The 26,474-nt window shown below is 66.0% G+C and carries 19 protein-coding genes; 12 read left to right on the top strand and 7 right to left on the bottom strand.

Translation table 11 applies throughout. From position 1 onward, the window contains the following. Window positions 1-46: 46 nt before the first annotated feature. From CEY05_RS02140 to CEY05_RS02130, 3 genes are all read right to left on the bottom strand, one after another. Window positions 47-5,143, bottom strand: coding sequence for an autotransporter outer membrane beta-barrel domain-containing protein (locus tag CEY05_RS02140; protein ID WP_088595738.1), 5,097 nt, complete (start codon window positions 5,141-5,143; stop codon window positions 47-49). A 382-nt stretch (window positions 5,144-5,525) separates the two neighbouring features. Next, on the bottom strand, window positions 5,526-10,040 hold the full coding sequence (locus CEY05_RS02135; RefSeq protein ID WP_088595737.1) for an AAA domain-containing protein: 4,515 nt from the start codon (window positions 10,038-10,040) through the stop codon (window positions 5,526-5,528). Window positions 10,041-10,074: 34 nt separating this feature from the next. Further along, a complete protein-coding gene (locus CEY05_RS02130; protein ID WP_158219237.1) occupies window positions 10,075-11,013 on the bottom strand; it encodes an AraC family transcriptional regulator in 939 nt (312 codons plus the stop codon). An 88-nt stretch (window positions 11,014-11,101) separates the two neighbouring features. Here CEY05_RS02130 and CEY05_RS02125 point away from each other — a divergent pair, with 88 nt between their 5' ends. Then, window positions 11,102-12,121 (top strand): oxidoreductase, encoded by a 1,020-nt coding sequence (locus CEY05_RS02125; protein ID WP_088595735.1) that lies wholly within the window; start codon window positions 11,102-11,104, stop codon window positions 12,119-12,121. Window positions 12,122-12,252: 131 nt separating this feature from the next. On the opposite strand, the gene CEY05_RS02120 is transcribed toward CEY05_RS02125, so the two are convergent. The 4 genes from CEY05_RS02120 to CEY05_RS02105 form a co-directional block, all read right to left on the bottom strand. After that, entirely contained in the window at window positions 12,253-13,494 is a 1,242-nt protein-coding gene (locus tag CEY05_RS02120; RefSeq protein ID WP_088595734.1) for a PepSY domain-containing protein, read from the bottom strand. A 49-nt stretch (window positions 13,495-13,543) separates the two neighbouring features. Further along, entirely contained in the window at window positions 13,544-16,081 is a 2,538-nt protein-coding gene (locus CEY05_RS02115; protein WP_369825868.1) for a TonB-dependent siderophore receptor, read from the bottom strand. Between the two features lie 193 nt (window positions 16,082-16,274). Next, window positions 16,275-17,300: a FecR domain-containing protein gene (locus CEY05_RS02110; RefSeq protein WP_088595733.1), complete on the bottom strand. Its 1,026-nt coding sequence runs from the start codon at window positions 17,298-17,300 to the stop codon at window positions 16,275-16,277. 4 nt (window positions 17,301-17,304) lie between these two features. Continuing rightward, complete coding sequence (locus CEY05_RS02105) at window positions 17,305-17,796, bottom strand: sigma-70 family RNA polymerase sigma factor (protein WP_088596191.1); 492 nt, start codon at window positions 17,794-17,796, stop codon at window positions 17,305-17,307. Between CEY05_RS02105 and CEY05_RS30740 the strand changes: the two genes are divergently transcribed. The 11 genes from CEY05_RS30740 to CEY05_RS02055 all read left to right on the top strand — a co-directional run bounded on the left by CEY05_RS30740 (window position 17,795) and on the right by CEY05_RS02055 (window position 26,437). After that, complete coding sequence (locus CEY05_RS30740; protein WP_143220254.1) at window positions 17,795-17,986, top strand: hypothetical protein; 192 nt, start codon at window positions 17,795-17,797, stop codon at window positions 17,984-17,986. The genes CEY05_RS02105 and CEY05_RS30740 overlap by 2 nt on opposite strands. 265 nt (window positions 17,987-18,251) lie before the next feature. Further along, on the top strand, window positions 18,252-18,995 hold the full coding sequence (locus tag CEY05_RS02100) for an IclR family transcriptional regulator (RefSeq protein WP_088596190.1): 744 nt from the start codon (window positions 18,252-18,254) through the stop codon (window positions 18,993-18,995). Window positions 18,996-19,126: 131 nt separating this feature from the next. Next, window positions 19,127-19,879: a transporter substrate-binding domain-containing protein gene (locus CEY05_RS02095; protein WP_088595732.1), complete on the top strand. Its 753-nt coding sequence runs from the start codon at window positions 19,127-19,129 to the stop codon at window positions 19,877-19,879. 70 nt (window positions 19,880-19,949) lie between these two features. Continuing rightward, window positions 19,950-20,618: an amino acid ABC transporter permease gene (locus CEY05_RS02090; protein ID WP_088595731.1), complete on the top strand. Its 669-nt coding sequence runs from the start codon at window positions 19,950-19,952 to the stop codon at window positions 20,616-20,618. Next, a complete protein-coding gene (locus tag CEY05_RS02085) occupies window positions 20,615-21,409 on the top strand; it encodes an amino acid ABC transporter ATP-binding protein (protein ID WP_088595730.1) in 795 nt (264 codons plus the stop codon). Before CEY05_RS02090 ends, CEY05_RS02085 begins: the two co-directional genes overlap by 4 nt. Before the next feature lie 45 nt (window positions 21,410-21,454). Beyond that, the gene (locus tag CEY05_RS02080) at window positions 21,455-22,213 is read left to right on the top strand and encodes a HutD family protein (protein WP_233161310.1); all 759 of its coding nucleotides are present in this window, start codon (window positions 21,455-21,457) and stop codon (window positions 22,211-22,213) included. A gap of 15 nt (window positions 22,214-22,228) precedes the next feature. Continuing rightward, window positions 22,229-23,659 carry a formimidoylglutamate deiminase gene (locus CEY05_RS02075; RefSeq protein WP_088595729.1) on the top strand — a complete coding sequence of 477 codons (1,431 nt, stop codon included), beginning with the start codon at window positions 22,229-22,231 and terminating at the stop codon, window positions 23,657-23,659. A 283-nt stretch (window positions 23,660-23,942) separates the two neighbouring features. After that, on the top strand, window positions 23,943-24,179 hold the full coding sequence (locus tag CEY05_RS02070) for a hypothetical protein (RefSeq protein WP_088595728.1): 237 nt from the start codon (window positions 23,943-23,945) through the stop codon (window positions 24,177-24,179). A gap of 211 nt (window positions 24,180-24,390) precedes the next feature. Continuing rightward, a complete protein-coding gene (locus CEY05_RS02065; protein WP_088595727.1) occupies window positions 24,391-24,594 on the top strand; it encodes a cold-shock protein in 204 nt (67 codons plus the stop codon). Between the two features lie 193 nt (window positions 24,595-24,787). Beyond that, on the top strand, window positions 24,788-25,690 hold the full coding sequence (locus tag CEY05_RS02060) for a LysR family transcriptional regulator (protein ID WP_088595726.1): 903 nt from the start codon (window positions 24,788-24,790) through the stop codon (window positions 25,688-25,690). Between the two features lie 135 nt (window positions 25,691-25,825). Further along, window positions 25,826-26,437, top strand: a complete 612-nt coding sequence (locus tag CEY05_RS02055) for a glutathione S-transferase family protein (RefSeq protein WP_088595725.1) — start codon at window positions 25,826-25,828, stop codon at window positions 26,435-26,437. Window positions 26,438-26,474: the final 37 nt, after the last annotated feature.

The following is a 26,474-nucleotide window of genomic DNA, read 5'->3' as shown; positions in this document are numbered from 1 at the left end:
TCACCCTGGCGGTCGGGCCGTCGCAGCTGCCCCTATCGGTTGCGCCTTACCAGCTGTAGCGGTACCCCACCTGTCCGAACACGCCTTTCTTATCCTCCCCGTCGAGACTCTTGGTGAACTTGATCGCCGCGTACAGCTGGCTGCCCTTGCCTATGCTCTGGCTCAGGCCGAAGCCCAATTCACCCCAGGTGCGGCTCATGTTCGGCCGTAGCGACGTGCCGTCCACCGACACCGCCTTGGCCGGCACGAAGTCGTGCAAGACATCCACCGTCATATAAGGCGTGCCGGCGCCGCTGCCGTCCTCCGTGCCGATGTTCGGCGCAAAGATGCGCACGCCGATGCGCCCCCGCACTGCGTTGTCGCTGACACCTGACACGCTGGATATCCCATCGTCGAAGCGATTCAGCTTCAAGTACTGGTAGACCAGCTGCGCCTGCGGTTCGATGGCCAGTTTCGGCATCAGCATGAAGGGCTTGCCCACTTCCTGCGACAAAGCGATGCCGAAGCCGTTCTGGTTGCCGCCAGTGCCGTACACGTCGTCGTACTTGTTGCGGTAGTGCGAGACCTGCGCCACCGAATCCCAGTACGAACCATCGCCCAGGTACTTGGTGTAGTAGCCCCCCACGCTCTGGGCCTGCGTGGTGGTCTTGCCGGTGCGGTCCGACAGCATGTCGCTGAGGTCGCGCGCACTGTCCTTGAACTTGGCATCCGTGACGCCCAGGCTGGCCGTGACGCCGGCGTGCGTGCTGCCGCCCTCGGGCTCCCGCTGCAGCGTCCAGTCCTTGCCGAACTGCATGAAGAAGGTCTGCTGCTTGGCCGAGAAGCGGTCGCCGGAATCGGCCTGCACGCCATAGCCGCCCATGCGGCCCCATACGCCGCTTTGATTGCTTTTCTGGTTCTGTTCGGTGCTGTAGACGTCCCCTACCCGCTCGTGCAGCCGGCCCAGATTGGTGAAGCCATAGTCCAGGTTCAGGGCCGGCGTCAGGGTGTAGCCGACCACGCCGGGGCGATAGGCTACCGGCGCCGTGCCGCCGCCGCTGCCGCCGGGGCCACCGCCGCCGGTGGCGGGATCCACCAGCGTGGAGCGCAGGAAGTAGTCATTCGGATCGGCGCTGCCGCCGCGATACAGCAGATATTCATAGGCACCCGACTGCACGGGCCCGGCCAGCCGGAAAGCGCCGGGCGCGGTAGTGCCGCCGCCGCTCACCGCCACCACATTGATGCCGTCGGCGGTGGTCAGTGCCCCGGCGCCACCGGTATTGACGATGCGCAGCGCGGTGGTGCCGGAAGCCGTGCCGCCGTTGATGACCAGCCGGTCCGACGGCGAGCCATCGCCGCCAAGCCAGGTGTTCAAGGCCACGGTGCCATTGGCGCCCACGTAATTGGATGCCGTCAGCGTCTTGTAGCTGCCCGCCTGGCGGGGATCCCCCACCGGGGCGACGAAGGCGACCGTGCCGGCGTTCGACAAGGTATCGACCACCGAATTGCCCGTGACGTTCCAGGTGCTGGTGGCGTCGATATTGACGTTCAAGGGATCGATGCGCCCTGTCAGGACGGAACCCTGCGCCAGGTTGACGACGCCACTGCTACTGGCATCGGCAATCAGGTCGCCATCGAGCCGCACGCCTTGCGCGGACAGGTTGACGGCACTGCCATTGCGCACGTTCATCAGGATGCCGGACCCCGCGGTGACATTGACCGCATCGCTCAGCACGATGGTGGCGTTGGCGCCGTTGATCTCGATGGCATTGCCCCCCAGGGCGCTCAGCGATCCACCGGCCACCGTGATGGTGGATGGCTGGCTGCTGCCCACGTAGAGCGCCGCCGCACCCGCGCCTTGGGTCGACACGCTGCTGCCCGACAATACCGCCGTGGCGCCGCTGTTCAGCGTGATGCCATGCGCCCCATCGCCTTGCGTGGTGACCGTGGCGTCCATCATCTGCAGCCGTCCCGCGCTGCTGACGGCGATGCCCACCGCATTGGCGCCGCTCGTGCTCACGTTGCCGCCGGACAGCACGATGTCGCCGTTGGCGCCGGACGAACCGATGCCCGCGGCTCCAGCGCCGCTGGTAGTGATGGACGTGTTGGTCAAGGCGATGCGGCCGCCCGCCGCCATATTGTTCAGGGCGATACCGCTGCCTTCGATGACGATGCTGCCTGCCATGCCCGTGACACTGCCATTTACGGCACTGCCGTCGATGAGTATGCCGTCGGCCGTGCCCCCGGCCTGGATCAGCCCGGTGCCGGACAGCACCACCGACGCGCCCGCGCCCGTCAGATGCACGGCGGCCACGCCGTCGTCCGCGCGTATCGTGCCGTTGTTGACCAGGCTGGCCTGGGCGCCCTGCACCACGGCGCCGTTGCCGTTTGCCACCCGTATGGTGGCGGTGTTGTTGACCGTGCCCTGGGGGCCCACGATCACGCCGGTGGAACCGGCGCCGGTCAGCGTAATGTCGGCGTTGTTGACCAGGGTGCCCAGATTGCGCGCGACAAAGCCCACGGCACCGGCGGTGTCCGACTGGATCGCCGCATTATTGGTCAGCACGGTATTCACCGGCCAGCCGATCGCCGCCCCGCTCAGGTCATAGGCCTGGCCGTCGACGATGCCGGCCGTGGCGCCCACGTTCGACAGGATGATGGTGGTGCCGGCGTCGATGCTGCCGACCGCGCCCCCCTCGGTCACCACGGCTGCCGCCCCGCCGGCTGCACCCGCCGCGCCGGTGACACGGTAGGTCGAGGAACCGGTGGACAGGGTCGTACCCATGCCGGTGGCGACGACACCGCGGGCGTCCTTGCCGGCCACGGTGATATCCAGTGCGCCGGCGGCCGACGCGCCGGTAAAGGCCGCGCCATCGGCGACACGGAACAGCGTGGAGCCATCCGTGGCCACCGACAGGACGCTGGCATTGACGTTGATGCTGGATCCCGCGCCAGCCGCATAGAAGCCGATCTGGTCGGTACCCGCCAGGAAGGCGGGCACGGCCCCGGCATCGATGTTGATGGTGCCGCCGTTCTGCGCGAAGACGCCGATGGCGCCCGTGCCTGTCAGGTTGATGGCGCCGCTGATCTGCGCCACGCCCTGGGCCCCGTTCACCCAGACACCGAAGTTGCGCGTGCCGGATGCGATGTCGGTGCCGCCGTCGACATTGATGGTCCCGGTCGATTCCGCATTGGCGGCGATGCCCGGATCCGCATTGACCACCAGGCCCACACCGTTGACGCCGGTCAGGTTGATGGTGCCGGCATTACGCACGATGGCATTGGAGCCGGCGGCGCCGTTGTCGTCCGCCATCATGCCGATATTGGCCAGGGGCATACCGTCGGCCCGACCGGTGACGTCGATGACACCATTGTTCAGCAGCAGCGAACGCACCGGTGCGGTGGAGTACATGGCCACCGCGCCCTGGGCCTGGCTGCCGATGACGATGCGGCCATCATTGGTGGCGCTGTCGCCGGTGTCCATGATGCGCACGCCATAGGTCGGCCCGGCAATGGCGACGTCGGCCACCGCATCGGTCAGCCCGTATTGCGCGGCGCGGCCGATATAGATGGTGCCGTCGGCGCCATTGGTGAAGCTGCTGCCGCCGCTGACGTTCACGCCCACCACCGTGGTCACGTAGCCGGGATTGACGCCGACGTTGATGGTGCCGGCGTTGGTGCCGCTGGCGCCGCGGCCCAGCCCTATGCCTGTCGACGTGTTGCCCGTGTAGTCGAAGCCCGAGACGTTGATCACGCCATCGTTCTGTACCGTGGTGCCGCGACCCGTGGCGATGACGCCGGAACCGGTGTAGTAGAAGGTGTCGGCCGTGGCGGTGTCCAGCTTGTCGCCTGCCAAATAGCCGCTGGCAACCACCCCATTGGCCGCGTTGATGAAATGCCCCCCGCTGTCCACGCGCACGACCTGCTCGATCACATTGCCGGACAGCGTGCCGTGGTTGGTCGCGGTCGCGCCATCGCTCACCTTCACCGCGCCGGACGCGCGCGTGATGTCGATCTGGCCGCCGGCGGCGATCACCGCGGACCCATTGCGGCCCGTGGCCAGGATGGCGTAGCGGTCGCCATTCGGTGCACGCGCCAGATCCCCCGCCGTCGTGTTGGTCGTGTACGTCACGGGCGTATCGACGGTGGTATAGGCCTGGGCGAAAGCCGCGTCGTAGGCCTGCTGCGAGCTCAACGTGCCATCCCTCAGCGCCGCCACCAGCACGTCGTTATAGGCTGCCAGTTGCGTGGCATTGGTGACCGTGTACGCGACGCCATTGAAGTTGACCGTGCCGGCATAGGTGGTGACCGGTACCTGCACGGTCAGCTGGCCGGTATTGACGTCCGGCGTGGGCAGGCCCGGATCTATCCCCATGTCGATGGCATTGCGTGATTGCCAGACGACCCGGCTGGCGGCATTGCCGCTGCCATCGGCGGAAGTCAGATAGGTCTGCTTGGACACCATGAAGATGCTGTTGGACGACGGCGCGCCCGTTGGCGTCGCCCCCAGCTTCACGTTCAAGGTGCCGCCGGTAGCGTCCACACGGCCCAGCGACGCCTTGTAGTACATGTCGCCGCTGACGTCTTCGAACTGGTTCACCGGCGTGGCCAGGTTGGACTGGTCCGTGAACGCCGCGGAATCGTAGGTGCGGTACACCATATTGGTGCCCGTAGCGGGATTGATCGCGCTGACCGCGACGTTCTGCGCGCCGGTCACCAACCCGCTGGAATTGAACGTGCCCGCAATGACATTGACGGAGTCGGCCGGCACGGTGGTGTTGCCGCTATAGCCGGTGCCGACCACCGACGTGCCGTGCAGCGTGACCGTCTGCCCATGGTTCACTACCGCGCCGCCGGCACCGTCCTGGCTGACGGGCGGGTTGTAGTCAGCGACGGCGCACTGCCCGCCCGCTGGCCCCGACTGGCTGGCGGTACCTGTCTTGCAGCTCGACGCCGTGGCCAGGCCGGGCCATGCAATGCCGACGATGCCTGCCAGCAAGGTGGCAGCGATCGCACCACGCTGCAATGCGGCAGCATCGGATCTCGTGCGTGAGCGTGATCGCGGCGAGGCAGATTTTGATTTTGTCTTACCTTGCGCAAGTTCGGAGGCAACGATGTATTGCTGCCGGGAAACACTCCAGACAATCTTGTGAAACTTGTTCATAAGCTGGCCTACGGTTTCAAGCGGTCTCAGGGTCCCCCTTGGTCGTAAGCAATCCACGCCAGGAGGAGGGCTCCATGATTCGTCTGAACGGCGACTGGACCAATTGACAACTCGGCCTAAGACGAACAGGCGTCGTCCAGGCGGCTGAGGCGCGGGCCAGGCGTGGCGGTGGAGAGAAGGCGTATCGAAAAAAACGCGAGAGCAAGCCGCGCCCGTGTGCTGCGGTGCACTCGTGGCGGGCTTCAGACCGTCGTCAGGGCGTACGGTCTAGATCGTGCGTAGAAGTACGGGCGTAGGCCCTAGGCCTTGTGATGGGGCGGCGGAATGCGACAAGGCATGTCCACCGCCGCGGCGTTACGCTGGTGCCGGCAAGAAGTTACGGTTACACGGCCGGGGCGGCTTGCCAGACGCGGGACTCGACCAGCGCCGGCAGCCGCGCGAGCGCCCCTTGCGGCGCAATACCCATGGCGGTCAGCCGCTCCACCAGTTCCGCGAACACTTCGTCCTTGCGCAGGCGCCACGTTGACGCGAAGCAGCGCCAGAACGTCCACCCTGCCCGTTCGAGGATGCGTTGCCGGCTCATGTCGTCGGCCCAACGGTCCGGGCCATGGAAGGCGTCGCCGTCGCACTCGATGGCCAGGCGCGCGTCGTTGGCGCCCTCCACCACCATGTCCAGCCGATAGGCGCCGCTCCTCACCTGGGGCGTGACGCGATACCCCTGCTGCACCAGCATGCCGAACACTTCGCGCTCGAAACCCGATTCGCACAAAGCCGCCAGGCGCTCCGCGTCCGGCGTTTCCTCCGCGCCGTCCGCGACGCGCGGCTTGTCGAAATGCTCCAGCAACGAACGCCGGATATCGCGCTCGGACAACTGCTCCGCCGTCACGGAGCGCACCAGGTACATGCGGTCCCGCGCGCGGCTGGCCGCGACGTTGAAACGTTGGTCATAGGCGTTGCCGGACAAGGCATGGCTGCGTTCCGGGTCGGCCACCATGGACAGGAAGATGATGTCGCGTTCGCTGCCCTGGAAGGTGCGCGCATCGCCGCAATCGAATTCGCGGCGCAGCAGTTCGGCGGCGGGCAGGCGTTCGCGCACCAGGGTGTCGATATACTTGGCCTGCTCCATGCCCAGCAGCGACACCACGCCTATGCTGCGGTCGGCGTAGCGCTCATCAGCCAGGATGGCTTCGATCTCGGCGACGATGGCCTGCGCCTCGGCCTGGTTGCAGTCCTTGCTGTCGCGCACGCCGTGGGGCACATGGATATCGACCAGGGGCGGATCCAGGCGTTCGGAGGGGCGCGGAATGCGCAGGGGCTGGATGGCGCCCTTGTAGAAGAAGCGATTGGAATAGGCCACGATGGGCGGCACGCAGCGGAAATGCTCGCGCAGCATCACCTGCTCGGCGGCGAATACCCGCGCGGCCAGGTCATACAGCGATTTCTCCGGCGTCATGTCCGCGCCATAAGGCTGTTCGCCCAGAAAGCGTGTGCGCAACTCATCGATACGCGCGCTGGCGCGGAAACCGCCATCCGGCGACACCTGCTTGTCATCGCCCACCACCAGGATCTTCCTGGCCCGGACGATGGCCGGCAGTGCCCAGAGATCGCTTTGCGATGCTTCGTCGACGATGACCAGGTCGAAGGCGCCGATGTCGGCCGGCATGCTTTCCGAAATGCGCGCATGCGACATGATCCAGCACGGCACCGCATCGGCGGCATCCTGCATGGCCGCCTGGGCGTCACGGCGATAGCGCATCGCGTTGGGGCCGGTGCCCTGGCCGATGCGGCGTATGGCGGTGGAATAGCCGGCCAGGGCCTGCAACACCTTGGGGCTGGCGTTGCGCTTGGTGGCCAGCCACGCGGCCTTGCCCACGACGTCCCGGTACATATGGGCCAGGCCGCCTTCCAACGTGGCCCGGCGCGCGTTCAGGTCCAACAGTTCGCCTCGCGCCTCGATCCGTTCCAGATGCGTGCGCACGCGCGCCCAGGCCCAGGCGTCGCGCCAGGCCAGCGGGAACGTGGCATCGTCGCCACTCTGTTCGACCGGCACCGAACGCAGCCGCCGGGCCAGCTTGACGGCGCCTGCTTGCGCCAGCCTGTCGGCATATTCCTTGACGCGGTTCAACACGGCCGCCAGACCGGCAACGCGCCGCAACTCGGCGACGATATCGGTGTAGCGCCCCGCCACGCGGGCGCTGTCTTCCTCGTCGTTGCCCAGCTGCTGGTCGATGAAATCACGCAAGACCTGGGCGGCCGGCCCGGACTTGCCCGCGACCCGTTCCTGCAACTGGCTCAGGGCCAGCGATGCCTGCGCCAGTTCCGCGCGCGTCAGGTGCTTGAGCAGATGGGTGCGCAAGCGTTCAAGCTCGGTTGCGTCGGCGCAGTCCAGTCCGGACGGAGGTTCGGCGAACACGGACTGCGCGGCCTTAGGCAAGACCCGGTCGTAGTCGCGGGCCAGTTCCACCGTCTTGCGGGCGCCGATGGTGACCAGTTCCAGCGCACGCAGCCTGGCCACGCCGCCCTCCATCCTGGGCAGGCCGAGTTCGCCGGCCACGGGATTCCAGCGGCTTTCGAAAGACAACACTTGTTCGTGCAGACGCAGGTAAGCGTGCACGTGCGACCAGTCGTCCGCGTTGGCGGGTTCCAGGCCGCTTACCCTGACCTTGGCGATATGCGCCTTGGCTTCGCCGGCGCCCAGTGCGAACAGGCCGAAAGGCTTGCCCGTGGCCGCGGCGCGTTCCACCGCCTCCCTGGTCCGGGCATCGCCCAAGCCCTCCGGGGGGAAATCGACGGGACGCTTCATGAATGCCGCGCGTGCCAGGCCCAGGGTATGGGCGTCATCGAACAATGCAGCCAGGGCATCGATCTCCGTGGCATAGGATGCCTGCGCGCATTTACGGCGCAGTACCTCGGGCCAGTCGCCTTCGACGTCCCGCAGCGCCTGTAGAAGGTCGCGCGCGCCCTCGACCTGGGCCAGCAGCGCGCGCGCCGCCTCCAGCACCTCCGGCGTGATGGCGCGCAGCGCCAGCAGCTCCCCCGCCGACGTTGCCTCGTCGAGGGACCGCAACTTGCAAAGGCTCTGATGCAGTTGGCCGATGTCCGCCGCCTGCGGCAATTCGTCCGGCTGGGGAATGGTCGCGCTGGCGTAGACGAGGTCCGGTCCCAATTGGCGCCTCGCTGCGCGCAGTTCGGCCGCCTCTTCGTCCGACAGCGGAGGGGCGTGTTCTTCATCCAGCGTCAGCGTGTCATCGAACCAGGCGAAGCGCGTCGCGCCCTGCACCACCATCTCGGCCAACTGCTCGGCACGATGAGCGCTGCCCTCGATCTGGATTTCGCCCAGCTGCTGCAGCGCGATTTCGTCGATGCGGCGATCGATGACGACCAGCTCCGCATGCGCGCGATCGATGGCCTGGTGCAGGCCGGCGATGTCGTCGCGCACCGCTTCGGGATTCAGCTGCGATACCTGGTGCTGGATGGCTTCGATGGAGGCCTGGAACTGCCGCACGCCATCGCGGTCGCCGGCCAGCAAGGCGACGGTGAGCGGGCGCACCGATTCCGGAATCTTGGACTGCAACACCTTCAGCGCCGGTTCGCCGCGCGAGGTCACCAGCACGCGCCGGCCGCTGGCCAGGTAATGGCAGATGATGTTGGCGATGGTATGCGTCTTGCCGGTACCCGGCGGGCCTTGCACGGTCACCCCGGCCGCGCGCTCCAGGCGCTGGATGATGGTGACCTGCTCCTGGTTATAGGGCAGCGGGAAATACAACTCCTGCGTATCGCCCTGGCCGCCGGCGCCACGGCCCGACAAGCCACGAAAGTTGACGGCGTCATAGCCTATGGGCTGGTCCGATGGCGGTGTCACCAGGGCCAGCGGACCGGCGGGGATCTCGCAGCCGGCTTCCAGGCGCGCGCGGATATTCTTCAGGTCCGCCACCAGGAAGTTGTTCGACTTCGGCCGGGTGAACAGCACCCAGGCGTCACTGACCACCAGATGCTCACCGGCGACCGGCGGTTCACCGCCTTGTGCCAGCACTTCCACGTAGCTGCCGCGGCTGTCCAGGCTGCGCGCGGCCAGCTTCAGGATGTCGGCGTAGCTGGATGGCGCGAATGGCGTCAGCGCGGCATCCTTGCACTCCGTCAGCTGGGCCAGCACGGTTTTCTCGCACTCGGCCGCGCCCATGACGCCGCAGGTCACCAGCGCGTCCATCTCGCAATTGGGATCCGTCGCGCGGGCTCTCACTTCCAGCGCCATCGAGTCCACGTCCAGCGCGATCTCCAGCGGCTGGGTCAGCAAGGGGTATTGGAAATCGAAGTCCTCGGCGTCGAAGCGCAGCTTCCACGCCGCGATGCCTATGCCCCAGACGAACTCCACGGGATTGGCGGTCTGCTCGGCCAGCAGCTGGTGGCGCAGCGCAAACAGATCGCCATACAAGGAAATCGACTTGCGGCGCGGCTTCTCGGCCGCGGCCCAGGCCAGCCATTGCGCGGTGTACCCCGCCAGGGCGGCCTGGGCCTGTTCGCGCAGCTCCGCAACGGCGGCGGCGCGCCGCGGCTCAGGTACGTCCTGCAGCATGGCAAGCAGCGCGACGTCGTCCAGCCGCGGCGGTTTGCCGTTGGGATCGACATCCAGGCGCAGCGTTTGCGCGAAGGGGCCGGTGCCGACCGGGGGCGGGCCGATTTCCTCCAGCCGGTCGACCTTGAGCCAGACGTGGTCGCCCGGCTCCTGCACGTCGAAATGCACACCAGGCAGGTTGGCCAGGTCCGTGGGGAAGAACAGCCGGCCGTTGTTGGGTGTCGAGGATTTGGTGATCTGGAACCCGCGCGGGTCCACGGTCTTGAGCTGCTCTTCGATGTACACGAACAAACGATGCAACAGCTCGCGGGGTGATACGGTCATGTAGTGTCCTGAATCCTGTGCTGCGGCGGCCGGCTTACACGCCGCCGCGCCGGTACTGCGCCGGAGAAAGTCCGGTGGTCCGTTTGAACGCATGGCTGAACGCGCTTTCGCTGGCGTAGCCCAGTTCTTCCATCCAGCTGCTGAAGGGCCGTGGGTCGTTCTTCAAGGCGTGCCGCGCCAGTTGCATGCGCCAGTTGGTCAGGTAGGCCATGGGCGAGACGCCGGCCACGGCCTTGAAGCGCACCGCGAAGGTGGTGCGCGACATGGCGGAGGCCCGCGCCAGCTCCTCCAGCGCCCAGGGCCGGCCGGGTTCGTCGTGGATGCAGCGCAGGGCCGGCTGCAGGCGTTCGTCCGTCATCGCGCGCAGCCAGCCGGGCAGCAGGCTGCTGGCACGGGACAGATGCAGACGCAGCGCTTGCAGGAAAAGCATCTGCGTCAGCTGCTGCGTCATCAGGGCATGGCCGCTGGCACAAGTGGCGCGTTCTTCGATCAGGCGTTCCACCAGCCAGCGCAACATGCGCGCCTCGCTGCAATCCTGGCCCACGTGGATCAGCGGCGGCAGCGCGGCGGCCAGCAGCTGGCCGCATTCCGCGTCGAGCAAGGCATGGCCGCCCAGCATATGGAATTCCGATCCATCGCCCAGCGTCACGCTGGAATGCCGCGGCTTGGGCGGCACGTAGATCTCGTGCGCGTCACGTTCCGGCGCGGCCAGGTCGCTGGCCAGCAGGAAGTCGTGCTGCAGATACATGATCGCCACGTCGCCCGCATTCAACTCCACGGCGGGCTCGTCGCGGCGCAGTTGCAGCCACACGCGGCCGCGCAGGATGGCGAAGAACTTGAGACCTTCCGGTCGCGGCATGCGGATGGCCCAGCTGCCGCCGCCCCGCATTTCGCCCGAGTAGGTCGGGCGCGCGGCGGCGAGGCGAATCAGGTCGGATAGCGGATCACCGGGTATTTCTGAACGATCGAGCATGAATATCGAACTGGACAGCATTAATCGTTCGAGGACTTTAGCGCAAACTCTCGTGGCATTCCAGCAATTCCCTCTCAGGAGTCCAACCATGCTGCAGCAAGTGACCCCTATTCAAACTCCCCTGCTTTCCGGCTTCGATGCCGCCACCACAGCCGCTGAAGTCATGGCGGGCATCGACCTGACCGGCCGCACGGCCATCGTCACCGGCGGCTATTCCGGCCTGGGGCAGGAAGCCGTGCGTGTCATGGCGCAAGCCGGCGCACGGGTGATCGTGCCGGCCCGCGACGAAGCCAGGGCGCGCGAGCGGCTGGCCGCCATCCCTAACGTTGAAGTCTGGGCGATGGATCTTGGCGACAAGCGCACCATCGACCGCTTCGCCGAACGCTTCCTGGCCGAACGCCGGGCGCTGGACATCCTGATGCTAAGCGCGGGCATCATGGCCCTGCCCGAACTGCAACGCGACGAACGCGGCCTGGAGCTGCAGTTCGCCGTCAATCACATCGGCCATTTCGCCTTGACCGGGCGGCTGTGGCCGGCCCTGTCCGCCGCCGGCAATGCGCGGGTGGTGGCGCTGTCTTCACGCGGGCACCGGTTTTCGCCGGTGCGCTTCGATGATCTGGCGTTCGCGCGCTGCGCCTATGACCGGTGGGCCGCGTATGGACAGTCCAAGACGGCCAATGCGCTGTTCGCCCTGGAACTGGATCGCCGTGGCCGCGAAGCGGGCGTACGGGCGTTCTCGGTGCATCCGGGCGGCATCGTCACCAATCTGGCGCAGCACCTGAGCGCCGAGGAATTGCAGACCTTCGGCGCCCTGGATGCGGCGGGACAACCGGTGATCGATCCGTACCGGGGCAAGAAGTCTGTCGCGCAAGGCGCGGCCACGCAGGTGTGGTGCGCGGTTCATCCTCGCCTGGACGGACTGGGCGGGCTGTATTGCGAGGATGTCGATGTGGCCGGCCTGGCGGACGCCGAATTGAGCGCCACCGATGTCGGCGGCGGCGGCCGCGGCGTCGCCGAACACGCCGTCGACCCGGTGGCAGCCACGCGGCTGTGGATCGTCAGCGAAGCGTTGATCGGCGTGAAGTTCCCGGTCGTCGCCGCGCGGTAAAAGTGGATTTTCGCCTGAAAGCAGCCTAGGGATCGCGCGGCTTCGCGCGATCCCCACGTTTTTTCGAGAAAGAGTTTTTGGCGCGACGCCTCGCGCTACACGGCGCCACGCCATGCCGCGCCGCGCCCCCACTACACGACGCTACGCCGCCGCGCGCTGCGGCGGCGTAGCCATAACCAGAGGCCGCTGATGCCCAGCGTGGCCAGGGCCAGGCCCAGGGTGGCGATGGCCGCCTGCAGCGGCACGCCGCCCAGTTCGCCCGTGTGCAGCGGATAGACGATCGAATTGATGCGGGTGCCGGGGTCAAGGTCGTTCCAGCGCACCTTGCCCAGGACCGCGCCAGTGCGGGGGTCGAGCCAGACGGTGGAACGCCCGTTGGGGTGCGGATCGTCCGGTACGTGCATGCGCACCACCAGCGGCCGATCGAGATGCGGCGTGTAAAGGAACAGGTCGATCCGGCCATCCGGGAAGGCAGCCTGGGCACTGGCGGCCAGCGCATCCAGCGGCTGGCGCGGCGACGCGCCCCGGTCAGCCGCACTGGATTGCTCTGGAGATGCCGGCGCGCCTGCCGACTGACTGGGCATCGGCAAAGGCATCGGCATCGGCAACTTGGGCAGCTTCGGCGCAAGCACTTTGCTGGCGCCGCTGGCCGCCGTGATCCAGCCGCCGATCGGCCGCCACGCCAGGTACGCGCCCGTGGCAATGGACACGCAAAGTGCCAGGGCCAGCAAGGCGCCGACAGTCCGGTGGACGTCGAACAAACCGCGCAACAAGCCCTTGCGTAACTCGATCCGCAGCGTCGGCGGCCATTTGCGTGGCCACCACAGCACGAGTCCCGTGATCATGAGCAGGACATAGATGCCGGCGACGCAGGCAAGGATGGCCTTGCCGGTCTGCTGCAGCCACAAAGCGCTATGCAGGCCATACAGCAGCGCCACCATCCCCTCGTTCTCGCCGCGCCTGCCCTGCTCCCTGCCTGATACGGGATCGATGTACACGGTGCCGCGCCAGCCTGCCCGCACCAGCACCTGCAGAGTCTCGCCAGGCTCGCGCGGCGGGCGGAACGAGAAATTGCCTTGGCCGCCAAACTCCCGCGCCAGCGTCGCACGCAGCGATTCAAGCGTGACGCCCGTGCCTGGCGTTCCGCCCCCAGCCAGGCTGCGCCCCGTTACCGGACTTCGCGCGGCATTTCCGGCTGCGTCGCCGGCGCCATCCGCTACACCAGATCCTGTTGCAACGAATAGTTCCGGATGCAGCCACTGATCCAGCGGCCGCAACACCACCAGCGTCGCGCCGGTCAGCCCGGACAGGATCAATACCCAGCCCAGGCTCAAGGCCATCCACCGGTGAGCCTGCAGCCAAAGCTTGCGCATGTCTCGATCCGCCATCAATCCACTACATCAGCCGTCGATGCATAAGCCATCAATACGCGATGCGGGCCTGCACGTACACCATGCGCGGCGCGCCCACCATGCGGCCGCCATCGCTGTCGGTATTGCGCGTGTAGTAGCGCCGGTCGAACAGATTGTTCACCCCCACCTGGATCTCGCTGCCAGGACGGCTCTGCAGCTTGTAGCTGACCTGTGCATTCCACACGCTGAAACCCGGCACCCGGCCGTTGATGCCGTCCGCCGACTCCTGCACCGTATTGGCCGTGTCGGAATACTGGCTGCTCTGCGCCGTGGTGAACACGTTGAAGGCCCACTGCTTCACGCTGTACCGGCCGCCCAGCGTGCCCGTCTGGCGCGAATAGAACGGCACGTCCTTGCCGCTGTCGTCGCCGGATTTCTGGATGGCGCGCACATAGGTGTAATTGGCATACAGGTTCAAACCCGCCAGCGGCCCGGCGCGGTCGAAGTCATAATCCGCCGCGAATTCCACGCCGTTGTGCGTCGTCGCGCCCAGGTTGCGGAACACCGCGGGATTGGTGCCGGGAATCGACAGGATCTGGTTGTCGAAACGCAGGTTGAACACCGTCAACTCGCTGTGCACCTGCTCGCCGCTATAGCGCATGCCCGCTTCGACCGTCTTGGCGATCTCCGGCTTCAGCGGATTGGAATCCGACATCGAGTTCAGCTGTGTGTACTGCACCGCGCCGAACGACGTGCTGTAGTTGGTGTACAGCGTCAGGTCCGGACTGACCAGATAGGCGATGTTCAGCGAAGGCAGGCCCTTGCTGTTCTTCACCTTGAAGGCCGTGCTGTCGGTGGTGCCGCTGGGCTCGCGGTCGGTGTCGATTTTCTCGTAGCGCACGCCGGGGGTGACGCGCCAGTTGCCATACGCAATGCGGTCGTCGATATAGACGGAATTCGCGCTGGTGCTGTTGTCGAACACCGTCCGGCCCGTCTGCGCGCCCGTCGCCAGCGATTCGCTATAGCGCTTGTCCTGGCCCGTCTCGTGGATGTAGCGGTAGCCCACGGTGACGTCATGGGTGGTCGGGCCCCACTCGATCCGCTGCGTGTAGCGCGGTTCGATACCCAGCACCTGGTTGTTGCGCGGCTGGAAATCATTGCGCTTCTGCGCCACGTTGATCAGCCGGCTTTCGCGCGAACTGTCGTAGTGATACACCCTCACTTCGAACTCCTGGGTGTCCGAGATGGTGTTCAGGTAGCCCACGTCGACCTGGTCGCGCTGGCCCTTCCAATAGTCCGTCGGACGCGTGTTCTGGAACGGGTCGTCGCGGTACTGCGCCGGCGTCAGGCCGCCCGGCGTCACGGATTTCACGTCGTAATGGGCGAATTTGCCGTAGATCTCCGAGGACGGCGTGATCTCATAGCGCCACTTCAATGCCACGTCGTTGTAGCGGTCGTGGCTGCCGTCGCGCCACTCCTGGCCGTCCATGCCGGAGTACAACAGCGCCACGCCCAGGCCGTTGTCCATCTGCGTGCCCAGGAAGGTGGTGTACTGCGTGTTGGTGCCGCCCTTGCTGAAGACGTTGTAGCGGGCGGAGGCGTCCGCGGTCAGGCCGCTTTCCGTCGGAATGGCGCGCGTCTTGAAGTTGATGATGCCGCCCACGTTCTGCGGCCCGTAACGCACGGCGCCGCCACCGCGCACCACGTCGATCGATTCGATATTGCCCAGGCTGACGGGCGACATCACCAGATTGGGCTGTCCATACGGCGCCATGGCCATGGGGATGCCGTCGATCAGCATGGTGGTACGGAAGGAATTGCGCGGGTTCAGGCCGCGTATCCCCACGTGCAGGCCCACCGCGCTGCCCGTCGCGCTGGTGCTGCCGCTGATTTGCACGCCCGGCACCCGGCGCAACACGTCACCGACGCTGGCCGCGCCGCTGTCGGCGATATCCTCGCGGCGCAACAAGGTGCGGGCGCCGCCGAAGCTTTGCACGCTGTTCTGCAAGCCGGTGCCCAGCCAGCTGCCGCTGACCTGGATCGCTTCCATGGTCGAACCGGTGCCGCCTTCGGCCGCCGTGGCCGAACCCGCTGACGCGCTGCTCGTCGACCCATTTGCCGGGCCTGCGCCTGCTACGCCACCAGCCGCCGAAGCACCCGTGATGCCTCCGCCTGCCGCACCCGGCGCGCCGCCCGTAGATTCAGGCCCACGGACTACGTAGCCTTCGCCGGGCTGTGGCAGCGCCCGCAGGGACGTCCCGGCCAGCAGGCGTTCCAGTCCTTCCGCGACGGTATAGCTGCCGTGCAGGCCCGCGCTATTCAAGCCGGCCACATCTTCCGGCCTGAACGACACCGTGATGCCGCCGGCCTTGCCATACGCGCTGAGTACCTGTGCCAGGGATCCGCCGGGGATGTCGAACGCGCGAACAGCGGCCTGCGGCGCGCTCTGTGCCATGGCTGCGGGCGCGTACACGGCGCCACCGGCCAACGCCGCCGACAGTGCCGTCAGCGCGGTGATGGCGATGTGCGCCCTGCCCTGGCCCTTCCTGTTCCCCTTCCCTGCGGCGCGCGCATTGGCCTGGCGCGCCGGGTGTTCCAGCGATCCCACTTTCCACTCTCCTGTCGCATGTGCTTCGTTGATGCGACCTATGCCGGACGAGCGATCCGGAAAAGGACACGCCAGGACAGTTTGAATTGAAAGCAAATGAAACAATGGTATGAACCAGGGCTGCGCTGCCGGCACGCCGTACCGACGGACCGCCAGTCCATTAGACCAACGGATCAACAGGCCACCGGATCTCTCAAGAAGCCGCCGCGGTGACCGTCACCCAATACCCGGTCCGCCGCACGATACGCACCGGCAGCGTCTGCCCCACCACCGCCAGCACATGGTCGGTATCCGCCAGCTGGAACACACCCGACACGCGCAGGCCCGCCACCGCCGGGTCGCAACGCACGATGCCAGGCCGGTAGCGCGACAACTCCGCCAGGAATGCGTCCAGCCGCATGTTGTCGGCTTCCAGCGCCCCATGCGTCCAGGCAGGAGGTCCAACCACCGCACCCGCCGTGCGCTGGCCCGCCGGCGTGGCCTTGAACCCGTCGGCGCTGAACCGGATGGACTGCCCCGCGTCGACGATGCGGCGGGCGCCACCGGATCGCAAGGTCACTTCGACCCTGTGCTCCAGCACGTCCAGGGACGTGGTGCCTTCGCTGTCATCGAACTGCCTGACGACGAAGCGCGTGCCCAAGGCGCGCATGCGTCCCGCCGCGGTATCGATCAGGAACGGCCGCGCGCGCGTGGCCGTGTCCGGCGCCGTGCTTACATAGATTTCGCCGTCACGCAGGCGCATCAGCCTGCTGTCGTCGCTGTAGCGCACATCCAGCGTGGTGGCGGTATTGAGCTGCACCTGGCTGCCATCCGCGAGGATGACTTCCCGATGTTCCCCCACGGCGCTGCGATAGTCCCCCGCCCCTGCCGCCAGCACGGGGCCGTATCGATAGGCCAGCCAAGCCACCGGCACTGTCACGCCAAGGGCAGCCAGGGTCTTCATCAGGGCGCGGCGGTTCAGGCCCGTGGCGCGCGTGAGCACCGGCACGCCCAGCATCGGCGGCAAGGCGCCGAAACGTTCGCTCAGCCGTTCCGCGCGCTGCCAGGCCAGTTCGTGCTCGGCTCGCTCCTGGCGCCAGCGCTGCAAGGCGGCGTGGTCTTCCGGGCCCGCCTCGCCGGAATGCAGGCGCACCAGCCAGCGCGCCGCTTCACGGATGACAGCGTGGTCGAGGGCGGCTGCGGCGCTGGTGCCCGAGGGCGCGTTGCTGGTGGCGGACATTGCTTCAGTCGATCAAGGCCAGGCAAAGCTCGAAGCCCTGGGCCATATAGCGCTTGACCGTGCGGTCGCTCAGCTTCAGGCGCGCCGCGATCTCCGCATAGGTCAATCCTTCCAGCTGCGACAGCACGAACACCTCGCGCGCCTTGGCAGCCAGTCCGGCCAGCATGAGGTCCAGTTGCTGCAGCGTCTGCTGCATCACCAGCAGCCGTTCCGGCGCTGCGTCGAAGTCCTCCGGCAGCGCGGCCAGGGTTTCCAGCCAGGCCTTTTCCAGCGAACGGCGCCGCCAGTGGTCATTGACCAGGCCGCGCGCGATGGTGGTCAGGTAGGCGCGCGGCTCGCGCACGGCGGGCAGGTCATCGGGCTTGCGCAGGACTCGTAGAAACGTATCGTGCGCCAGATCGGCCGCCTCCTCGCCGCAGTCGAGCCGGCGCCGCAGCCATAGGCAGAGCCAGGCGTGGTTCTCTACGTACAGGTTTTCCAGGAAGGCGATGGACATGATGGCAGCGATCCGGCGGCTTGCGGCTGACAAGGAAGAAGGCAGCGCGCGCGAATCAGCAAAGCCGGTCAAGAATCAGACGGCGATGATACCAAGAATTATTCTTATCTGCAGTCTAATAAGGGAACCGTATCGCCGGCGCGACACACCCACGCCGGTCGCGTGGCCTCTGAATGGAATCGCCGCCTGACACGTACGCCCTGCAATTTGCACCAAGTTGAAGCACATCCCGCCCTGCATCGGGGCAGGATGTGCCACTATTCCCATTTGATGGGACATCTCACAATTTATGTTCGCCTAGGGTTTTCCCTTAAATCTTGGAATAAGCCCTCATATCATGGACTTAGTCCAAGTTTTGCGACTAGTTCGGGCCGACCAAAAGCCGCCTTCCATTCCCATCTCATGGGAATAGAGCCTTGGCCTCGGATGGGCTTTCGTCCCATACTGCGGACATCATGTCGTCAACCAACCTTGCCCCCGCTGCCCAAGACCGCGTCCTGCTGGTGCTGGCTACGCTCGCCCAATGGAATGGGCCGGTGACCGCGCAACAGCTGGCCGATGCCACCGGCATGCCGCGCAGCTCGCTCTACCGGCAACTGGCCCGGCTCAAGCACTGGGGCTTCGTGCAGGAGGAAGATGGCAATTACGCGCCCGGCCCCATGGGGTTGCAGCTGGCGCAAGGCTTCGACGCCAGTTCCAGCCTGGTGCATATGGCCCGCATGGATATGCAACGCCTGGTGCATCAGTCCCACGAAAGCGTGGGTTTGATCGTGGCGGTGAACGACCGCGCCATCTGCCTGGACATGCTGGAAAGCCCGCAAGCCCTGCGCTGCTCCTTCATCAAAGGCCGCAGCGTGCCGTTGCGCAAAGGCGCCACCGCCAAGTGCCTGCTCGCCCATCTGCCGCCCGCGCGCCGCGATGCCGTGCTGGATGCCTGGCAGGACGAGCCCGCCGATCCGGCCTTGCCCGACCGCGCGGCGCTGGCCGCCATTCGCGAGGCCGGTTACGCCCGCAGCCAGAACGAAATCGATGACGGGGTATGGGGAGCCAGTGCGCCCCTGTTCGGCCCGGGCCAGCGCCTGGCCGGCTGCATGACTCTGATGGCGCCGACTTCGCGTGGCCTGCCGCGCGCGGAAGAACTGACACAGATGGTGGTGGTCGCCGCCGCCCGCGTATCCCGTTTGTTGAGCATCACCTGATTCTGCCTGACGTGCATTGCCCTAGCACGTGATTCTGCTTTCCCCGGCTCAGGCCGGAGGCCGATGTCCTTTTTGCATTAACCCGGCCCGCGTTGCCGATCGATGTCCTTTCAACTTCCCAGGAGCCTCTCATGAAAACCCTCCGTCGCCGTGTCCTGCAGGCCGCGCTTGCCTTGTGTCCCCTGGCCTGGGCCGTCACGCCCGCGTCCGCCCTGGCCGATCAGGACGTGATTCGCGTGGTCACCGATGCCACCTTCCCGCCCATGGAATTCGTCGAGAACGGCAAGATGACCGGCTTCGACGTGGAACTGACTGAAGCCCTGGCCAAGGCCATGGGCAAGAAAGTCGAATGGACCCAGATCGACTTCAAAGGCCTGATCCCGGGCCTGGTGTCCAAGCGCTTCGACATGGCGGTCTCGGCCATCTACATCACCGACGAACGCCGCAAGGTCGTCGACTTCGGCGATTCCTACTATGCCGGCGGCCTGGTCGCCATGGTCAAGGCTGACAACAGCAGCATCAAGTCGCCCAAGGACCTGGACGGCAAGCAGGTCAGCGTGCAGGTCGGTACGAAGTCGGTGAGCTTCGTGAAGGAAGCCTACCCCGGCGTCAAGCTGGTGGAAGTGGAGAAGAACGACCAGATGTTCAACCTGGTCGCCATCGGCCGCGCCGACGCCGCGGTCACGGGCCTGCCCGCCGCCTATCAATACGTGCGCACCCGCGGTGGCCTGAAGGTCCTGCCTGAACAACTGACCACCGAAGCCTACGGCATGGCGGTGCGCAAGGACATGCCTGAACTGACCGCCGCGTTGAACAAGGCGCTGGTGCAGTTGAAGGCGGATGGCACCTACGACGCGATCGTCAAGAAGTGGTTCAGCAATTGAAGGTTCCGCAACGCAGGGGTCGACCACCGCGCCCCCTGCGCTCGCAACCGTGTTAGTCCTGAGGTACTGAATGGATCTTGATTTCTCCCCGGTCTGGGCCGGTTGGCCCGACCTGCTCCGAGGCGCCGCGGTGACGATAGAAATCGTCTCCGTGTCGCTGCTGCTTGGCAGTCTGATCGGTCTGCTGGTGGGCATCGGCCGCCTGGATCCGCGCCGCTGGGTGATCTACGGCCTGTGCTCCACGTATGTGGCGGCGATCCGCGGCACGCCCCTGCTGGTGCAGCTGTTCATCCTGTTCTTTGGCTTGCCGCAGTTCGGCATCACGCTGCCGGCCTTCGTCTGCGGCATGATCGGGCTGGCCATCTACAGCGGCGCTTATGTCTCGGAGATCGTCCGGGGATCCATCCAGTCCATCGACCGCGGCCAGGTCGAGGCGGCCCGGTCGCTGGGCATGCCGGGGCATATGGCCATGACCAGCGTGGTACTGCCGCAAGCATTCGTGCGCATGATTCCGCCGCTGGGCAACGAGTTCATCGCCCTGATCAAGAATTCCGCGCTGGTGTCCCTGCTGACCATCCACGACGTGATGCACGAAGGACAGAAGATCATTTCCGTGTCCTACCGTTCGCTGGAGGTGTATCTGGCCATCGCGGTGATCTATTTCGTCTTGACGGGCGTGACCACGTTTGCGTTGCGGCGTATCGAATTGCGCCTGCGCGCCGGAGGGATGGTGCAATGACCATGCACGATCAAGCAGGCCAGGTAGACCACGCCATGCAACCCATGATCAGCATCCGCCAATTGGTCAAGGCCTACGGCGACAACGTCGTGCTGCAGGGCATCGATCTCGATATCATGCCTTCGCAGGTCGTCGTGGTGATCGGGCCCAGCGGTTCGGGCAAGAGCACGCTGCTGCGTTGCTGCAACGGGCTGGAATTGGCCCAGGAAGGTGACATCGACATCTGCGGCCGGCCGCTGTTGACCGACGGCGTCATGCTGCCCGACAGCCAGCTCAACAAGCTGCGCGAAGAAGTGGGCATGGTGTTCCAGTCCTTCAACCTGTTCGCCCACCTGAACGTGCTGCACAACGTCACGCTGGGCCCGCGCAAGCTGCGCGGCATCTCGCGCAAGCAGGCGGAGCACGAGGCCCGCGCGCTGCTGGAGAAAGTGGGCCTGGCCCACAAGGCCGACGCCATGCCCGCCAGCCTGTCGGGGGGCCAGAAGCAGCGCGTCGCCATTGCTCGCGCCCTGGCCATGCAGCCGCGTGTCATGCTGTTCGACGAGCCCACGTCGGCGCTGGATCCCGAATTGGTCGGCGAAGTACTGAAGGTCATGAAGCTGCTGGCCGCGGAAGGCATGACCATGATGGTGGTGACCCACGAAATGGCGTTCGCGCAGGAAGTGGCGGACGTGGTGGTGGTGATGGACCATGGGGGCATCATCGAAGCCGGTCCGCCGTCGCGGATCTTCACCGCGCCGACCCAGGCCAGGACGCGCGAATTCCTGCAGGCGGTGCTGAAACGTGGCTGATTCATCTTCAAGCGATTCAATTTCAAGCATTAGGCGGTGCTGAACGTGGCTGATCTCCCTTCGAGCAACAAGGCTGGCAGCCAGGCAGCCATGACCGGCGCCGTCACGCCCTTCCGCCTGGCCGACGTTCCCGCCCAGCCCTGGAAGAACGGCGGCGGCACCACGCGCGAAATCGCCTGCTGGCCGCCCGGCGCGAGCGTGCAGGATTTCCTGTGGCGCATCAGCGTCGCCCGTATCGACGCCGCCGGGCCGTTTTCCCGCTTCGCCGATGTGGACCGCGTCATCACCTTGCTGAGCGGAGCCGGCGTGATGCTGCGCGGGGGCTTCCCGGCGCAAACGCACGCGCTGACCGAAACGTTGCTGCCCTTCGCATTCCCCGGCGACGTGGACGTCGACTGCGTCCTGCAGGGCGGCGCGTCGGAAGATTTCAATGTGATGAGCCGGCGCGGCGCCGTCCGTGCACGCGTGACCGTCATCTGGCAGGCCGGCGAGTTGCCCGCCGCGTCCCACGGCTTGTTGCTGGCCGTGGGCGGAGGCTGGGAAGTGCACGACGCCGGCACGCAAGTCGCCGGAATACATGCCGCCACGCAAGCGTCTGGAATACACGCCGACCCGGGCGGCGATGGCGCCTGCCACTCCCTGGCCCCGGATGCAGGCCTGTGGTGGGCCCAAACCTCGCAGGCGTGGCGCGTGAAGCCTGCCGCTGACAACGGCTCGGGACTGATCGCCGTTTCCTTCGATATCTCCGCCGTGCCCCACCCGACAGGCGGCGACGGCCATGCGCCCCAACCGAAATCCGCCTGAAGCCCGAGAAGCACTATGAAGCCTGCAAGCTCCCTGCCTTCCGCCGACACCGCATCAGCGGCATCGTCCTCGATCTGGGCCGCCGATGCCCTGCTGCCCACCGGCTGGGCGCGCGATGTCGCCCTGACCTGGGACCCGCAAGGCCGCCTCACCGATGTCAGCGCCGGTGTCGCCCCCGCTACGGGGCAAGCCCGCGCCGCCGGCCCGCTGATCCCCGGCATGCCGAATCTGCACTCCCACGCATTCCAGCGCGGCTTCTGCGGCCTGACCGAATATCGCGCGCAGGCGGCGGACAGCTTCTGGAGCTGGCGCGACCTGATGTACCGCTGCGCCAGCCGCATCGATCCCGCCCAGGTGGAGGCGATCGCCACCTGGCTCTATGTCGAAATGCTGGAAGCCGGCTACACCAGCGTCTGCGAATTCCATTACCTGCATCACGATCCCCAGGGCCAGCCCTACGCGCCCCAGCCCGACATGGCCATGGCCATCCTGCGCGCCGCCCAGCGCACCGGCATGGGCTTGACGTTATTGCCCGTGCTGTACCAGACCGGCGGCTTCGGCGGCGCCGCGCCGCATGCGGGCCAGCGCCGCTTCCTGCACGGCACCGACGCCATGCTGCGCTTGCTCGGCACGCTGAAACCGCTGTGCGATGCGCAGGGCGCCCGCCTGGGCCTGGCGCCGCACTCCCTGCGCGCCGTGCCGCCCGACACGCTGAAAGAAGCCCTGGCCGGCCTGGACGCCCTGGACCCCACCGCCCCCATCCATATCCACATCGCGGAACAGACCAAGGAAGTCGAGGACTGCATCGCCTGGAGTGGCCTGCCGCCCGTGCGCTGGCTGCTGGAACACGCGCCCGTGGGACCGCGCTGGTGCCTGGTCCACGCCACCCACATGACACCCGCCGAAACCTTTGACGCCGCCCGCAGCGGCGCGGTTGCGGGTCTCTGCCCCACGACGGAGGCCAATCTGGGCGATGGATTCTTCGATATGGCGCACTGGCGCGAAGGCGGCGGCCGCTGGGGGGTGGGGTCCGATAGCCATGCCACCGTCAATGCGGCCGAGGAACTGCAGTGGCTGGAATACGGCTTGCGCCTGACCACGCGCCAGCGCAATGTCATGGCCGATCCGGGCCAGCCTCACGTCGCCACCGCCCTGACCCTGGCGGCCGTGGCCGGTGGCGCCCAGGCCAGTGGCCGGCCGGTGGACGGATTGGTGCCGGGCGCCCAGGCCGATTTCCTTGAGCTGGATCCCGCCCACGTGGCCCTGGCCGGGTTGCCCGCCCGCGACATGCTGTCTGCCCATGTGTTTGGCAGCCACCGCACATCGGCCATTGCCAATGCCTGGGTGGCGGGCCAGCCCCGTGTGCAGAACGGCCGGCATGCCTTGGCCGAGACCGCCGCCGCGGCTTTTGTCGAGGTGCGCCGCACGCTGGTCATGGAAGCCTGATCCAGGAAGCCTGATCGGGGCAGCGGAATACGGGCATCCCGATAAGGGAAGCGTCAGATTGTGGAGGATCGCCGGCCGTTTGGGAGGGTTGCTCCCCGGAGGCGCTCTGCCGTGATAGGCTTAAGGCACTGTGTGGTTTTTCGGAGACGGTTTCACAGACGGCAAATAGCGCTACCCCTCGACCCTCATGGGCTCTGATGAGCCTCCCCTTAGCCAGCGACCCTGCTCCATCAGGTGTGAACAGAAGCGGATGCCGGGACGCGTAACAGAAGGCAACTCATCCATGGAGACGATCGAACTTGAAGGCCCTACCCACGTCACTACTATCGAGGTCGGCGCCCTTGCCGGACCCAGCGACACGGTCCTCTTGCGCATCAGCCGGTCCGAGCCTGGCATGGAAGCCATCGACGAGTCCAGCGAGGTATTCCTGCTGAGTCATGAGCAGGTCCAAGACCTCGTTACAAAATTGCGCAAATCCCTTCTTTGGATTGATGAGAAGCCTTTTGAGCGGTTTCACTGAATTTTTTGACTGTTTTTTCACGGACAGCAAAACAATTTGCGAATAAAACTTGACTCTGTGCTGACGCGCCCGCATAGTTAGCACAGATTTTCAAGTGCGCCGATAATGTTCTTCCGTGTACAAGCAAGTTGTACACACTTCTGTCCATGTTCTTGCCTTGATCATCTCCATCCTGGACTAGCGTCCACAACTTATCAAGGTATCTCAATTCATGGAAACCGGAATCGTCAAGTGGTTTAATTCGGAAAAGGGTTTTGGCTTCATCACCCCGGAAAAAGGCGGCAACGATCTGTTCGCCCACTTCTCCGAAATCCAAGGTGAAGGCTACAAGTCGCTGCAAGAAAACCAACGCGTCAGCTACGTGTCGGCCATGGGTCAAAAAGGCCCGCAAGCCACCAAGATCGTTCCGCTGTAAGTCTTCGGACTGATCGCATCGATCGCTAGAAAAAGCCCTCGTCAGAGGGCTTTTTTTTAGGGCGCCCACTTCGGTCGGGCGCTTTTTCATGGGCGCTCCATTCATGGGCGCCCTTCTCGTCCCGCCGGCCGCGCGCCGCCCGCCGGCGGTCTGGCTGGCTATACTCCTGGCACCTCATTACCGGAGCAGCGCCGTGGACCTGATGCAGGCCATGAAGACCTACGTCACCGTGGTCGAAAGCGGCGGTTTTACCGCGGCAGCCCGCAAGCTCGACATCTCGCTGTCGGTCGTCAGCCGGGTCGTCACCGAACTCGAAGCCCATCTGGGCGTGCGCCTGCTCACCCGTACCACCCGCGTGGTACGGCCGACGGACACCGGCGCCGCTTATTTCGACAACTGCAAGCGCATCCTGGGCGATATCGAGGAAGCCGAACTGGCTGCCGCCGGCACCCATGCTTCGCCGCGCGGCCATCTGGTGGTGACAGCCCCGGTGTTGTTCGGCGCCCTGCACGTCACGCCTATCGTGGTGGACTACCTGCGCCGTTATCCCGAAGTGGCAGTGAACTGCCTGCTGCTGGACCGCAACGTCAACCTGATCGAAGAAGGGGTCGATGTCGGCGTGCGTATCGGCGAGCTGCCCAGCTCCAGCCTGCAGGCCATTCCGGTCGGCCGCGTGCGCCGGGTGGTGTGCGCCTCGCCCTCCTATCTGAAGGAACATGGCCTGCCCCGCACGCCGGAGGACCTGGCGCGCCACACCCTGATCCAGACCACCAGCATCAACTCGCTGGCCGAATGGCGCTTCATGCATGAAGGCGCGGCCATCACGTACCGCCTGACGCCCCGGCTTGCCACCACCACCAACGATTCAGCCATCGCCGCGGCCGTGGCCGGGCTAGGCCTGACGCGCGTGCTGTCGTACCAGATCGCGGGCGAGCTGTGGGACGACAAGTTGCGTGTCGTGCTGGCGGATTACGAGCCGGCCCCCGCGCCCATACACGTGATCCATCGCGAAGGCCGGCATGCCATGCAGAAGGTGCGCGCGTTCCTGGACCTGGCCATCGATACGCTACGGGCCGACAAGTCCTTGAATGGCTAGGTAGTCCGCAGGGATTATTCTTCTTCCAAGAAGAATACCTTCTCCTGTACCCCGTTTTTCTGGGCGAGCAGTCCTCCTAAGATTCATTCCAGCACGACATTACGTGCGGAAACCGAAACTATAAGGACTGCTGCCATGAAACTCTATCGCCACGCCCTCTCCGGCCACTCCCACCGCGCCCACCTGTTCCTGTCCCTGATCGGGCAACCCTTCGAACTGATCGACGTCGACCTGGCTGCCCGCGCCCACAAGCAGCCCGAATTCCTCAAGCTCAATCCCTTCGGCCAGGTGCCGGTGCTGGTCGATGGCGACACCGTCATCGCCGACTCCAACGCCATCCTGGTCTACCTGAGCAAGAAGTACGGCAAGACCGATTGGCTGCCGGAGACGCCCAAGGAAGCGGCCGCCGTACAGCGCTGGCTGTCGGTTGCCGCCGGCGACCTCGCCTTCGGTCCGGCCGCCGCGCGCCTGGTCACGGTATTCGCTGCCCCCATCGACGGCGAAGCGGCGATCGCTCGTGCCCATGTCCTGCTCAAGCGGATAGACGACACGCTGGCGGACAGCGCGTGGATCGCGGGGTCGCAACCGACCATCGCCGACGTGGCCTTGTACAGCTATACGGCCCGTGCGCCCGAAGGCTTCGTGGACCTGAAGGACTACCCCAACGTGCGGGCCTGGCTGGCACGGGTGGAAGCACTGCCCGGTTTCGTCGAATTCCAGCGCACGCCGGTCGGCTTGACCGCCTGAACGGCCCGTACCACTCAACACCGGCATCGTCGGCCGC

Source organism: Achromobacter sp. HZ34 (genome assembly GCF_002209485.1).
Classification (GTDB): domain Bacteria; phylum Pseudomonadota; class Gammaproteobacteria; order Burkholderiales; family Burkholderiaceae_B; genus Bordetella_C.
Note: the sequence above shows the minus strand (reverse complement) of the source record. Positions and strands in the feature narration are given on the sequence as shown.

Coding starts and splice junctions, on each gene's coding strand:
- CEY05_RS02140 (WP_088595738.1), bottom strand. CDS start 5,143: ATGAACAAGTTTCACAAGATTGTCTGGAGTGTTTCCCGGCAGCAATAC.
- CEY05_RS02135 (WP_088595737.1), bottom strand. CDS start 10,040: ATGACCGTATCACCCCGCGAGCTGTTGCATCGTTTGTTCGTGTACATC.
- CEY05_RS02130 (WP_158219237.1), bottom strand. CDS start 11,013: ATGCTCGATCGTTCAGAAATACCCGGTGATCCGCTATCCGACCTGATT.
- CEY05_RS02125 (WP_088595735.1), top strand. CDS start 11,102: ATGCTGCAGCAAGTGACCCCTATTCAAACTCCCCTGCTTTCCGGCTTC.
- CEY05_RS02120 (WP_088595734.1), bottom strand. CDS start 13,494: ATGCGCAAGCTTTGGCTGCAGGCTCACCGGTGGATGGCCTTGAGCCTG.
- CEY05_RS02110 (WP_088595733.1), bottom strand. CDS start 17,300: ATGTCCGCCACCAGCAACGCGCCCTCGGGCACCAGCGCCGCAGCCGCC.
- CEY05_RS30740 (WP_143220254.1), top strand. CDS start 17,795: ATGATGGCAGCGATCCGGCGGCTTGCGGCTGACAAGGAAGAAGGCAGC.
- CEY05_RS02105 (WP_088596191.1), bottom strand. CDS start 17,796: ATGTCCATCGCCTTCCTGGAAAACCTGTACGTAGAGAACCACGCCTGG.
- CEY05_RS02100 (WP_088596190.1), top strand. CDS start 18,252: ATGTCGTCAACCAACCTTGCCCCCGCTGCCCAAGACCGCGTCCTGCTG.
- CEY05_RS02095 (WP_088595732.1), top strand. CDS start 19,127: ATGAAAACCCTCCGTCGCCGTGTCCTGCAGGCCGCGCTTGCCTTGTGT.
- CEY05_RS02090 (WP_088595731.1), top strand. CDS start 19,950: ATGGATCTTGATTTCTCCCCGGTCTGGGCCGGTTGGCCCGACCTGCTC.
- CEY05_RS02085 (WP_088595730.1), top strand. CDS start 20,615: ATGACCATGCACGATCAAGCAGGCCAGGTAGACCACGCCATGCAACCC.
- CEY05_RS02075 (WP_088595729.1), top strand. CDS start 22,229: ATGAAGCCTGCAAGCTCCCTGCCTTCCGCCGACACCGCATCAGCGGCA.
- CEY05_RS02070 (WP_088595728.1), top strand. CDS start 23,943: ATGGAGACGATCGAACTTGAAGGCCCTACCCACGTCACTACTATCGAG.
- CEY05_RS02065 (WP_088595727.1), top strand. CDS start 24,391: ATGGAAACCGGAATCGTCAAGTGGTTTAATTCGGAAAAGGGTTTTGGC.
- CEY05_RS02055 (WP_088595725.1), top strand. CDS start 25,826: ATGAAACTCTATCGCCACGCCCTCTCCGGCCACTCCCACCGCGCCCAC.